The following is an 11,602-nucleotide window of genomic DNA, read 5'->3' as shown; positions in this document are numbered from 1 at the left end:
GCGCCCGGCAATGATGGCGCACAGACATTTCAGAGGACCCCATGACACCCTGGCTGACAGTAGTAGGCATTGGCGAAGACGGCTTCAGCGGCTTGGGCAAACAGGCCCGCCGCGCGCTGCTCGGTGCCCGGCAGATTTTCGGCGGCCCGCGGCAACTGGCGCTGCTGCCACGCTGCGTGACCGGCCAGCAGGTGCCGTGGAGCAGCCCGTTTTCCCTGGCGCCGGTACTGGCGCAGCGCGGCGAGCCGGTATGCGTGCTGGCCAGCGGCGACCCGATGTTCTATGGCGTCGGCGCGAGCCTGGCGCGCCAGGTGCCTGCCGACGAGCTGCACGTGCTGTCGATGCCCTCCTCCTGCGCCCTGGCCGCGGCGCGCCTGGGCTGGCCGTTGCAGGAGGTGCAGGTGCTGTCGGTGGTGGCGCGCCCCCTGAGCGCGCTCAACGCCCACCTGTACAGCGGTGTGCGCCTGCTGGTGCTGAGCAACGACGGCGACAGCCCGGCGGCGCTGGCCGCTCTGCTGACCGAACGCGGCTTCGGCCCGAGCCGCTTGCAGGTCTTCGAACACCTGGGCGGCCCCGACGAGCGCCGCCTGTGCGGTCGGGCCGACGCCTGGCCCCACGGCCCGCTGGCGCCGCTCAACCTGGTGGCCGTCGAGTGCCTGGCCGGGCCGCAGGCCGTGCCACTGTCGCCGCTCGCCGGCCTGCCCGACCATGCGTTCCGCCACGACGGCCAATTGACCAAACGCGACGTGCGCGCCATGACCCTGGCGCGCCTGGCGCCGCGCCCTGGCGAGCTGCTGTGGGACGTCGGCGCCGGCTGCGGCTCGATCGGCATCGAATGGATGCGCGCCCATCCCAGCTGCCGCGCCCTGGCGATCGAGGCCGACGAAGGGCGCCAGGCATTCATCGAATTCAACCGCGAAGCGCTCGGCGTGCCCGGCCTGCACCTGATCCGCGGCAAAGCGCCCGACGCCCTGCACGGTCTGGAAACTCCCGATGCGGTGTTCATCGGCGGCGGCGTCACCCGCGAAGGCGTGCTGGAGCGCTGCTGGGCGGCGCTGCGCCCAGGCGGACGGCTGGTGGCCAATGCCGTGACCCTGCAGAGCGAACTGACCCTGGCGCACTTTCGCGAGCGCCATGGCGGCGACCTGACCCGTCTGCATGTGGCCCAGGCGCAACCCCTGGGCAGCTTCGATACCTGGCGCCAGGCGCTGCCCATCACCCTGCTCGAGGTGGTCAAGCCCCTCGATGCGTGAAGAAACCCGCGAAACCCCCGCCCCCCTGCGCAGCGGCCTGACCACCGGTAGTTGCGCCACCGCCACCAGCCTTGCCGCCGCGCGCCTGCTGCTCAGTGGCCAGGGCTGCGATGCCGTGCACATCACCCTGCCCAAGGGCAGGGTGGTGCAGATGCGCCTGGAGTTCTGCCGTGTCCAGGGCGAGATGGCTGAAGCCGGCACCTTGAAGGACGCTGGCGACGACCCCGACGTGACCCACGGCGCCCTGCTCTATAGCCAAGTGCGCCTGCTCGACGCGCCCGGCGTGCGCTTCATCGCTGGCGAAGGCGTGGGCACGGTGACCCGCCCCGGCCTGGTGCTGGCGGTCGGGGAACCTGCGATCAACCCGGTGCCACGGCGCATGATCAGCGAACACTTGACGCAACTGGCGTGCGAACTGGGCTTTGCCGGCGGTTTCGAAGTCACGGTGAACGTGCGCGACGGCGCGCAACTGGCGCTCAAGACCATGAACCCGCGGCTGGGCATTCTCGGCGGCCTGTCGATCCTGGGCACCAGCGGCATCGTCCGGCCGTTTTCCTGCGCCGCCTACATCGCGTCCATCCAGCAGGGCATCGACGTCGCCCACAGCAATGGCTACACGCACATCGCCGCCTGCACCGGCAACGCCAGCGAGGACACCATGCGCCGGGTCTACGACCTGCCCGACATCGCCCTGATCGAGATGGGCGACTTCGTCGGCGCGGTGCTCAAGCACCTGCGCCGCGTGCCCATGGCGCGCCTGGCCCTGTGCGGCGGCTTCGGCAAGATCAGCAAGCTGGCCGCCGGGCACATGGACCTGCACAGCCGCCACTCCAGCATCGACCTGCCGCAACTGGCCGGCTGGGCCGCCGACCTCGGCGCCGACGCCACGCTGCAACAGGCCATCCTTGGCGCCAACACGAGCCAGCAGGCTTTGGCCTTGAGCCATGCGGCCGGCATCGGCTTGGGCGATGCGGTGTGCGCCCACGCCCTGGCCTTCGCCCGCAGCGTAGTGCCGGCGCAGGTGCAGGTGGAGGTGTTCGCCATCGACCGCCAGGGCGGCATCGTCGGCACGGCGGGGCGCCTATGAACCCGCGCATCCTGTTGTTGGGCGGCGTCACCGAGGCGCTGGCCATCGCCCGTCGCCTGGGGCCCGAGCATGTCTACAGCCTGGCAGGCATCGGCCGGGTGCCGCACGACCTGAACTGCCAGGTGCGCGTGGGCGGCTATGGCGGTGCCGAAGGGTTGGCGCGCTACCTGCGCGAGGCGGGCATCACGCTGCTGGTCGACGCCACTCACCCCTACGCCGCACAGATCAGCGCCAACGCCGTGCAGGCCGCGCGCAGCGCTGGCGTGGCCTGCTGGGCGCTGCGCCGACCGGCCTGGCAGGCCCAACCCGGCGACGACTGGCGCGAGGTCGCCGACTGGCCTGAACTGATCGCCGCACTCGACCCCTTCGTACGGCCCTTGTTCACCCTGGGCCGCGAACCGCTGGCACACCTGGACGAAATCCCCGAGCGGCAGTTCTGGACCTTGCGCGCCCTCGATGCCTGCCCTGGTAACGAGCGCTGCGAGGTGATCGGCGCGCGCGGCCCGTTTCAGCTAGCCGACGAGCGCGCACTGTTCGCTCAACGGCAGATCGACGTCTTGGTCAGTAAGAACAGCGGCAGTGTCGCCACCGAGCCCAAACTCGAAGTGGCGCGCGAGCGGGGCATTCCGGTGCTGGTGCTCAAACGCCCGCCGTTGCCGGCGGCGGACTGCGAGTTCTTCGACGTGGCGTCGCTGCTGGCGGCGTTGGCGCGCTGACCGCCCGTTGTAGCGGGGCGAAGGAGCACAGTTTCGTCTGAGGGGTAGCGAGGACATTTCCCGCATCGTTTCAGCCGCAGGGCCAATGGCGGCTGGCTGCGCCACTGCCGTAAACTGCGCAACCCCTTTCTGGAAGACCGCCATATGGACATGCAATGGTGGATCTGGCTCGTTTTCGGCGTGGCCCTGATCCTGCTCGAACTGCTCCTGCCCACTTTCTTCATTCTCTGGTTCGGCATCGGCGCCGTTCTGGTCGCCTTGACCGCCCTCGTCGTCCCCAGCCTGCACCTGGATATGCAGGTGCTGTTGTGGGTGCTGTTCTCGTCGGTCACCACCCTGCTCTGGTTCAAGATATTCCGCCGCAAGAAACCCGACGTGCGCTGGACCGCCGACAGCGTGATCGGCGAAGTGGGCCTGCTGACCGCCGCCGTCTCGGAGTTCCAGAAAGGCCGCGTGCGCTTCCAGAAGCCGATCCTGGGCAGCGAAGAATGGATCTGTGTCGCCGACAGCGAAATCGCCGTCGGCGAGCGCGTACGCCTGACCGCCATCGAAGGCAACACCGCCCGCATCAGCCGAGCTTGAATCCACAGCAAAAGGACGCCCCCCAATGACCAGCCTGATCGTCGCCATCACCTTTGCCCTGTTCGTTCTCGTCACCCTGTTCAAGGGGGTGCGCATCGTGCCCCAAGGCGAGGAGTGGATCGTCGAGCGCCTGGGCCGCTACCACAGCACCCTCAAGCCTGGCCTGAACATCCTCATCCCCTACATGGACGTGGTCGCCTACCGCCTGCCGACCAAGGACATCATCCTCGATGTGCAGCAGCAGGAAATCATCACCCGCGACAACGCGGTGATCGTCGCCAACGCCCTGTGCTTCGCCAAGGTCGTCGACCCGCAGAAAGCCTCCTACGGCGTGCAGGATTTCTCCTTCGCCGTCACCAGCCTGACCATGACCTCGTTGCGCGCCATCATCGGTGCCATGGACCTGGACGAAGCGCTGTCCAGCCGCGAGCAGATCAAGGCGCGTCTGCGTGAGGCGATGTCGGAGCAGACCGAAGACTGGGGCGTGACCGTACGCTCGGTGGAAATCCAGGACATCAAGCCATCGCAGAACATGCAGCTGGCCATGGAGCGCCAGGCCGCCGCCGAGCGTGAACGTAAAGCCGACGTGACCCGCGCCGAAGGCGCCAAGCAGGCGGCGATCCTCGAAGCCCAGGCGCGGCAGCAGTCGGCCAAGCTGGACGCCGAAGCGCAGATCAACCTGGCCGAAGCCTCGGCGCGGGCCATCACCCTGGTGCGCGATGCCGTAGGTAACGAAACCACGCCGGCCATGTACCTACTGGGCGAGCGCTACATCGGCGCGATGGAAACCCTGGCCGCCAGCAGCAACGCCAAGATCGTCGTACTGCCGGCCGACCTGCAGGAAACCGTGCGCGGCCTGATGGGGCGCAAGGCCTGAGGCCACCCACCCTCGGTCAGGTATCGATGCGCCTGGTAAGAGCGCCGCTGCGGCACATCACCGCACCCGGCGATATTTCCCTATACTGCGCCGTACAATACGCCGCTGATTCCTGACCGGATCTCTCCATGCCCCCACGTCGCCACATCGCCTGGATCGCCTGCCTGGCAGTGCTGTTCAATATGCTGGCCATGCCGCTGTCCGCCGCCACGCCCAAAAGCTCGGCGGACTCATTGCTGTGGGGTGCGTTCTGTTCCAGCGCCGGCAAGGCGTTGGTCGAAGTGCAAGGGCTGGCCAAGATCGACCTTGGCCAGCCCCACGACGAACATTCCAACATGCAGCACTGCTGGTGCTGTTCGGGCGCGGCGCCACTGCTGGCCCTGGGCGGCCAGCCACTGCACATGCGCCACCCGCCGCAACGCCTCCTCGGCGCGCTCGAAGAACACCCCACCTATCGACCCACACCGCGCCAGCTCTGGCCCGGCATCAATCCCCGCGCCTCCCCTGTCGCTTGAGTGTTCCAGTACCACCTGCCCGAACCTCAATCGATCGGAGCTTCACCATGCTCAAGCAAGCCCTCGTCGTGGCCGCCCTGCTGCTGCCCTGCGCCTTCGCCAATGCCCATGAATACACCGTTGGCGACCTGCACATCGCCCATCCTTGGTCCCTGGCCCTGCCGCCCAACGCGCCGAACGTGGCGGCCTATTTCGTGGTGCACAACAACGGCAAGCGCGACGACCGGCTGCTGTCGGTGGACACACCCGTCGGCAGCCAAGCGCAGTTGCACGAGCACGTGCAATCGGGCAGCGGCGCGATGCGCATGCAGCAGGTCGCAAGCGTCGCCGTGCCGGCCGGCCAGGACCTGGTCTTCGCCCCCAGCGCCTACCACGTGATGATCCTGCAACCCAGCGACCGCAGCCTGCTCGTGGCCGGCCAGCGCTTCCCGCTGACGCTGCACTTCGAGCGCGCCGGGAACGTCACCGTGCAGGTCGCGGTGCAGCAGCAGGCGCCGGCCGCGCAACAAGGCCACGACCACGCCCACTGATCGCTAGCCCGCGCCCTCCATGAGCTTTTCGCGCCACAGGCCCCGCCGTACCACCCGCCCTGCCCGCAGGCGCGTCGGTGGCAGTTGGCTGAGCCTGTTCGCCATGTGGATGATCTTCATCGGCCCGCTGGTTTCCCAGTCGATGCCGATGAACCATCACGCCGGCATGGCCATGCCGATGCCGGCGCACATGTCCATGGCCATGGACATGCCCGCGGCCGGGCAAGCCGCCACGCCCGACCACGGCGCCCATGCCAGCCACGGCACGGGCAACGACGGTCACCTGCATGTGCTGTGGGAGCAATGCGGCTATTGCAGCCTGCTGTTCAACTGCCCGGCCCTGCCGCAGACCCTCAGCCCCCTCACCTTCAGCCACGTACCCGCCCCGCTGCACGTGGCGGCGCCCGTGCGCAGCGGGCATGGCCGCCAGGCCGTGTTCCCAGGCGCACGCAGCCGCGCGCCGCCCAGCCTGTCGATCGTCTGACGCCTATACCGCCGAAGCCCTGTGCTTCGCGCCCACTACTGACTGATCGACTGGAATCATTATGTCTGGCTGTATCCCCGTTTCCGCCTTGTCCCTGCGCGGCAGCATCGCCCTGCTCTGCGGCTCGCTCATCGCGCCAATGGCCCTGGCCGCCGACCTTGCGCCCACACCACCGGCCGCCGAGGGCGAACTGAGCCCCACGGTTATCACCGCGGTGGCGCCCAGCTCGCCGCTGACCGTCACCACCAACCCCAAGGACCCGCGCCAGCCGGTGCCGGCAAGCGACGGCGCCGACTACCTAAAGACCATTCCCGGCTTTTCCGCCATCCGCGCCGGCGGCACCAACGGCGACCCGGTGCTGCGCGGCATGTTCGGTTCGCGCCTGAACATCCTCACCAACGGCGGCCTGATGCTCGGCGCTTGCCCCAACCGTATGGACGCGCCTACGTCCTACATCGCCCCGGAAACCTACGACCGTTTGACCGTCATCAAAGGCCCGCAGAGCGTGGTCTGGGGCCCGGGCGGTTCGGCCGGCACGGTGCTGTTCGAACGTGAACCGGAACACTTCAGTACGCTCGGCAGCCGCGTCAATGCCAGCCTGCTGGCCGGCTCCAACGGCCGTTTCGACAAGGTGCTGGACGCTGCCGCCGGCAATCGCGAGGGCTACGCGCGCTTCGTCGGCAACCAGTCGCGCGCCGGCGACTACGACGACGGCCACGGCGACCGCGTGCCGTCGCGCTGGGACAAGTGGAACGGCGATGTCGCCCTGGGCTGGACGCCCGACACCGACACCCTGCTGGAGCTGACTGCCGGCAAGGGCGACGGCGAGTCGCGCTATGCTGGACGCGGCATGGACGGCTCGCAGTTCAAGCGCGAGAGCCTGGGCCTGCGTTTCGAAAAATCCAACCTCGGCGGCGTACTGGACAAGCTCGAAGCCCAGGCTTACTACAATTACGCCGACCACGTGATGGACAACTACAGCCTGCGCCGCCCCTCGGGCAGCGGCATGATGGGCATGCCCATGGTCAGCAACGTCGACCGCCGCACCCTGGGCGGGCGGGTCAAGGCCACCTGGCGCTGGGAAGACGTGCAGCTGATCGGCGGCCTGGATGCGCAGACCAACGAGCACCGCAAGCGGGGCGGCATGGGCGTCGATGCGCACAAGGCCCAGCCCTGGACCAAGGACGCCGACTTCCACAACTACGGCGCTTTCGGCGAACTGACCTGGTACGCCAGCGGCGACGACCGACTGATCGGCGGCGCACGCCTGGACCGCGCCTCGGCCAAGGACTACCGCCAGGGCCTGGCTACCCGCGGCGACACCCGCGCCGACACCCTGCCCAGCGGCTTCGTACGCTACGAGCACGACCTGGCCGCGCTGAACGCCACTACCTACATCGGCCTGGGCCATGCCCAGCGTTTCCCAGACTACTGGGAGCTGTTCTCGCCGAAGATGGGCCCGCAGGGCTCGGTCAACGCCTTCGACGCCATCAAGCCCGAGAAGACCACCCAGCTCGATGCCGGCATCCAGTACCGCGGCGAGCGCCTGGAAGCCTGGGCATCGGCCTATGCGGGCCAGGTGCGCGACTACATCCTGTTCGACTACGCCGGCGCCATGATGGGCGCCAGCCAGGCGCGCAACGTCGACGCCCTCATCATGGGCGGCGAGCTGGGCGCGGCCTACGCCCTGACCGAACACTGGAAAGCCGACGCCACCCTGGCCTACGCCTGGGGCAAGAACAGCAGCAACGGTCGCGCCTTGCCGCAGATGCCGCCGTTGGAAAGCCGCCTGGGCCTGACCTACAGCCAAGACCGCTGGAGTGTCGGCAGCCTCTGGCGCCTGGCCTCCGCGCAGCACCGCGTGGCCCTCAACCAGGGCAACGTGGTCGGCAAGGACTACGACCAGAGCGCAGGTTTCGGTGTGTTCTCGGTCAACGGTGCCTACAAGGTCAACGCCAACCTCAAGCTCAGCGCGGGGGTGGACAACCTGTTCGACAAGGCCTATTCCGAGCACCTGAACCTGGCCGGCAACGCCGGCTTCGGCTACCCGGCGCTGGACCCGCAAGCGGTCAACGAACCGGGACGAACGCTGTGGACCAAGGTCGATATCAGCTTCTGACGGTGGTTGCTTAGGCTGACCCAAACAATAGGGGCGCGGTTCGAATCGCGCCCACTCTCTGCCCTGATGCGTTGGGATGCGCATGCAACGCGTTGGTGCCAAGCGCCAACGCCCACATGCCCATCTTTGGAGGTTCTCTTGCGTGCACCCCGTACATCCTTCTATTCCCTGGCCTGGCGCTGGCATTTCTACGCCGGGCTGTTCGTCGCACCCTTCATGATCCTGCTGGCGCTGACCGGCATCGTCTACCTGTTCAAACCCCAGCTCGACCCGCTGATGTACCGCGCTCTGCTGGTGGTGCAGGCCGAGCACCACCGCCAGGACGCCGACCAGTTGCTGGCCGCCGTGCAGCAGGCCTACCCCAAGGCCCATGTCGCCCAATACCTGCCCCCGCCTGCCGCCGACCGCAGCGCGCAGTTCGTGGTGCACGATGCCGGACGCGAACTGAACGTGTTCGTCGACCCCTACCGCGGCACGGTGCTGGGCGAGCAGGACGGCAAACGCAACCTGCAGGCCATCGCCCGGGCGCTGCACAGCGAACTGATGATCGGCACCCTGGGTGACCGTCTGATCGAAATGGCCGCCGGCTGGGGCATCGTGCTGGTGGTCTCGGGCCTGTACCTGTGGTGGCCGCGCGGGCGGCGTGGCGGCGTGCTGTGGCTGCGCAAGGCCGCCACGGGTCGCCTGTGGTGGCGCGACCTGCATGCGGTCAGCGGCTTCTGGGGCGCCGGCCTGCTGCTGGTGATGCTGCTCAGCGGCATGACCTGGACCGGGTTCTGGGGCAAGCAGTACGCCGAACTGTGGAACCGCTTTCCGGCCGCCATGTGGACCGACGTGCCGCAGTCCAACCGCCAGGCCGGCGAGCTGAACCAGGCCCACCGCCAGACCGTGCCCTGGGCGGTGGAGAACACCCCCATGCCGCAGTCGGGTGCCCACGCCGAACATGCCGGCCACCACATGATGTCCAGCGGCCCTGCCGCGCCGCAGGTCAGCCTGCAGCAGGTCGAGGACATCGCCACCGCCAAGCGTGTGGCACCCGGCTATAGCATCACCCTGCCCACCGGTGCCGAAGGCGTGTTCACCGTCTCGGTATTCGCCGACGACCCGCGCAACGACGCGACTCTGCACATCGATCAGTACGACGGCCGCGTCCTGGCCGACGTCGGCTGGCGCGACTACAACGCCGCCGCCCGCGCCACCGAACTGGGCGTGAAGCTGCACGAAGGCATGATGTTCGGCGCGGCCAACCAGATCATCGTGCTGCTGGTGTGCCTGATGATTCTGCTGGGCTCGGTCAGCGGCCTGGTGATGTGGTGGAAGCGCCGTCCGAGCCGGGGCCTGGGCGTACCGCCGCTGCGCCACGATCTGCCGCGGTGGAAGGTCGCGGTGGCAGTGATGCTGGTGCTGGGCGTGGTGTTCCCGCTGGTGGGGGTGTCGATGCTGGTGTTGTGGGCGGTCGACAGCCTGGTGGTGCGGCGGCAGCGGGCCGTCGGCGCTTAAGCTGACTGCGGGATGCGCCTGCGCCTGTGCGGACAACGTCACTGGCGCAAGGCGCGTACGCTCGGGCCGGTGGCGTTGACCGTCGTCAACATGACGGTACGGCAAATCCCTGCTGCGCATTCCTCGTGTCGATCTGTCGCGCTACGCCGGGTGGAGGCCGTGGTAGCCTACGCGGCTACGTCTCCTCAGAGGACGGCCCCTAATGGAATGCAGACCATGACCCGGACCACCCAAGCTCCGCCCGATGACCAGCACCTGCAACGCAACCTGAACAACCGCCACATCCAGCTCATCGCCATTGGCGGTGCCATCGGCACCGGCCTGTTCATGGGCTCGGGCAAGACCATCAGCCTGGCCGGCCCGTCGATCATCTTCGTCTATATGATCATCGGCTTCATGCTGTTCTTCGTCATGCGGGCGATGGGCGAGCTGCTGCTGTCGAACCTCAACTACAAATCCTTCATCGACTTTTCCGCCGACCTGCTCGGCCCCTGGGCTGGCTACTTCACCGGCTGGACCTACTGGTTCTGCTGGGTGATCACCGGCATCGCCGACGTCATCGCCATCGCTGCCTATTCGCAGTTCTGGTTTCCCGATCTGCCGCAGTGGATACCGGCGCTGACCTGCGTGGCGGTGCTGCTGTCGCTGAACCTGGTGACGGTGAAGATGTTCGGCGAAACCGAATTCTGGTTCGCCATGATCAAGATCGTGGCCATCCTCGGTCTGGTCGCCACCGGCCTGTACATGGTGGTCACCGGCTTCGAGTCGCCCAGCGGGCGCACCGCGCAACTGGCCAACCTGTGGAACGACGAGGGCATGTTCCCCCATGGCCTGATGGGCTTCTTCGCCGGTTTCCAGATCGCCGTGTTCGCCTTCGTCGGCATCGAGCTGGTGGGCACCACCGCCGCCGAAGCGAAGAACCCCGAGCGCACCCTGCCACGGGCGATCAACTCGATCCCGATCCGCATCATCGTGTTCTACGTGCTGGCGCTGATCGCCATCATGGCCGTGACGCCATGGCGCGACGTGGTGCCGGGCAAAAGCCCGTTCGTCGAGCTGTTCGTGCTGGCCGGCCTGCCGGCGGCGGCGAGCATCATCAACTTCGTGGTGCTGACCTCGGCGGCCTCTTCGGCCAACAGTGGCGTGTTCTCCACCAGCCGCATGCTCTACGGCCTGGCCCAGGAAGGCGACGCGCCGAAAGCCTTCGAAAAACTCTCGCGCCGCGCCGTGCCGGCCAACGGCCTGCTGTTCTCGTGCATCTGTCTGATGCTGGGCGCGGTGATGATCTACCTGGTGCCGGACGTGGTCGAGGCCTTCACCCTGGTCACCACCGTGTCGGCGGTGCTGTTCATGTTCGTCTGGACACTGATCCTGCTGTCGTACCTGACATACCGCAAACGCCGTGCCGCCCTGCACCAGGCGTCGAAGTACAAGATGCCGGGCGGCCGGGCGATGTGCTACGTGTGCCTGGCGTTCTTCGCCTTCATCCTGGTGCTGTTGAGCCTGGAGGCCGATACCCGTTCGGCGCTGGTGGTGACGCCGATCTGGTTCGTGGTGTTGGCGGTGACGTATCGGTTCGTGCGCAGCAAACGGCAATTGCGCCGCTGAGCGCATGGCGATGAGGGCGCACTTCAGACCTGAAGGGCGCCCTTTTTCCTTTCAGTGATCGGCCTCGATGCCCTGTAGAACGGCCTCGGTTAAGGCCAGACCTTTCTCTAGCGAGTTTTCCGTTGCCGCCAGCAGGCTGCGCATCGGCTCGACCGCTTTCTCCAGCGCGATGGCGTTGGTTTCGTAGGCCGCTTTCAGCGCCGCGACTGCGCATACCAGCGCATCTTCAGCGTCGATCCCCTGGCGAACCATGAACGTAGGCTCGTGGGCATGGTTGCAGGTGCCGAAGGCTGTACAGGCGGTGACTGGGCGAGGAGCTTCAGGATTGGGA

At 67.5% G+C, this 11,602-nt stretch carries 12 protein-coding genes; 11 read left to right on the top strand and 1 reads right to left on the bottom strand.

The window, feature by feature from the left end:
* Nucleotides 1-41: 41 nt before the first annotated feature.
* From cbiE to cycA, 11 genes are all read left to right on the top strand, one after another.
* Nucleotides 42-1,253, top strand: a complete 1,212-nt coding sequence (gene cbiE / locus ACSMEV_RS06175) for a precorrin-6y C5,15-methyltransferase (decarboxylating) subunit CbiE (RefSeq protein ID WP_459207651.1) — start codon at nt 42-44, stop codon at nt 1,251-1,253.
* On the top strand, nt 1,246-2,340 hold the full coding sequence (locus ACSMEV_RS06170) for a cobalt-precorrin-5B (C(1))-methyltransferase (RefSeq protein ID WP_459207650.1): 1,095 nt from the start codon (nt 1,246-1,248) through the stop codon (nt 2,338-2,340). The genes cbiE and ACSMEV_RS06170 overlap by 8 nt, the downstream gene beginning before the upstream one ends.
* On the top strand, nt 2,337-3,056 hold the full coding sequence (locus ACSMEV_RS06165) for a cobalt-precorrin-6A reductase (RefSeq protein ID WP_459207649.1): 720 nt from the start codon (nt 2,337-2,339) through the stop codon (nt 3,054-3,056). Before ACSMEV_RS06170 ends, ACSMEV_RS06165 begins: the two co-directional genes overlap by 4 nt.
* 144 nt (nt 3,057-3,200) lie before the next feature.
* The gene (locus ACSMEV_RS06160; RefSeq protein WP_314493885.1) at nt 3,201-3,638 is read left to right on the top strand and encodes an NfeD family protein; all 438 of its coding nucleotides are present in this window, start codon (nt 3,201-3,203) and stop codon (nt 3,636-3,638) included.
* Between the two features lie 25 nt (nt 3,639-3,663).
* Nucleotides 3,664-4,515, top strand: coding sequence for an SPFH domain-containing protein (locus ACSMEV_RS06155; protein WP_459207648.1), 852 nt, complete (start codon nt 3,664-3,666; stop codon nt 4,513-4,515).
* A gap of 128 nt (nt 4,516-4,643) precedes the next feature.
* Nucleotides 4,644-5,030, top strand: coding sequence for a DUF2946 domain-containing protein (locus tag ACSMEV_RS06150; protein ID WP_314493888.1), 387 nt, complete (start codon nt 4,644-4,646; stop codon nt 5,028-5,030).
* Between the two features lie 47 nt (nt 5,031-5,077).
* Nucleotides 5,078-5,560 (top strand): copper chaperone PCu(A)C, encoded by a 483-nt coding sequence (locus tag ACSMEV_RS06145; protein WP_459207647.1) that lies wholly within the window; start codon nt 5,078-5,080, stop codon nt 5,558-5,560.
* 19 nt (nt 5,561-5,579) lie between these two features.
* Entirely contained in the window at nt 5,580-6,044 is a 465-nt protein-coding gene (locus tag ACSMEV_RS06140; RefSeq protein WP_459207646.1) for a DUF2946 domain-containing protein, read from the top strand.
* A gap of 61 nt (nt 6,045-6,105) precedes the next feature.
* The gene (locus ACSMEV_RS06135; RefSeq protein WP_459207645.1) at nt 6,106-8,163 is read left to right on the top strand and encodes a TonB-dependent copper receptor; all 2,058 of its coding nucleotides are present in this window, start codon (nt 6,106-6,108) and stop codon (nt 8,161-8,163) included.
* 138 nt (nt 8,164-8,301) lie between these two features.
* Nucleotides 8,302-9,663: a PepSY-associated TM helix domain-containing protein gene (locus tag ACSMEV_RS06130; protein WP_459207644.1), complete on the top strand. Its 1,362-nt coding sequence runs from the start codon at nt 8,302-8,304 to the stop codon at nt 9,661-9,663.
* A gap of 216 nt (nt 9,664-9,879) precedes the next feature.
* Nucleotides 9,880-11,271, top strand: coding sequence for a D-serine/D-alanine/glycine transporter (gene cycA / locus ACSMEV_RS06125; protein WP_296269324.1), 1,392 nt, complete (start codon nt 9,880-9,882; stop codon nt 11,269-11,271).
* 51 nt (nt 11,272-11,322) lie between these two features.
* Here cycA and ACSMEV_RS06120 read toward each other — a convergent pair whose 3' ends face one another.
* A complete protein-coding gene (locus tag ACSMEV_RS06120) occupies nt 11,323-11,523 on the bottom strand; it encodes a hypothetical protein (protein ID WP_459207643.1) in 201 nt (66 codons plus the stop codon).
* Between the last annotated feature and the right edge of the window lie 79 nt (nt 11,524-11,602).

The organism is Pseudomonas sp. MLB6B, assembly GCF_054508135.1.
This window is presented reverse-complemented; position numbering and strand designations above follow the sequence as displayed.